The following is a 353-nucleotide window of genomic DNA, read 5'->3' on the forward strand; positions in this document are numbered from 1 at the left end:
AGCAGCTGTTTTACTTACTTTCAATAGCTTCATATGCTCACCTCCTCTTTAACTGTAACTCTATAATATATGTAATTTGTATTTTAATCAATACTTTTTATATGTTATTTTCAATTTATTCAGATCCTAAGTTCTTCTTGATTTCCTCTAATAATACCCATGACTTAGTAATTCTCGGCTCAATTAATTTCCATGTTTCATCATCAATTGCTGCATCCTCTTCCAGAGTAGTGTGTATATAATCCAGGTTGTTATGTACTGTCTCCAGATCATCTTCCATCTTAGCTTTATCCCGTTCTCTCAGTCTATCTTCTCCTCCTTAATGCAAGGGAATATGGTACGTCCAGCTGTCT

1 protein-coding gene is annotated in these 353 nt (G+C 34.3%); it reads right to left on the reverse strand.

Features of this window, described 5'->3' with window-relative positions:
- Positions 1–115: 115 nt before the first annotated feature.
- Positions 116–280, reverse strand: a complete 165-nt coding sequence (locus tag R0J87_RS18955; protein ID WP_340960944.1) for a hypothetical protein — start codon at positions 278–280, stop codon at positions 116–118.
- Positions 281–353 lie beyond the last annotated feature (73 nt).

Origin of the sequence: Halomonas sp. SIMBA_159, from assembly GCF_046536035.1 — a bacterium.
Classification (GTDB): domain Bacteria; phylum Pseudomonadota; class Gammaproteobacteria; order Pseudomonadales; family Halomonadaceae; genus Vreelandella; species Vreelandella venusta_A.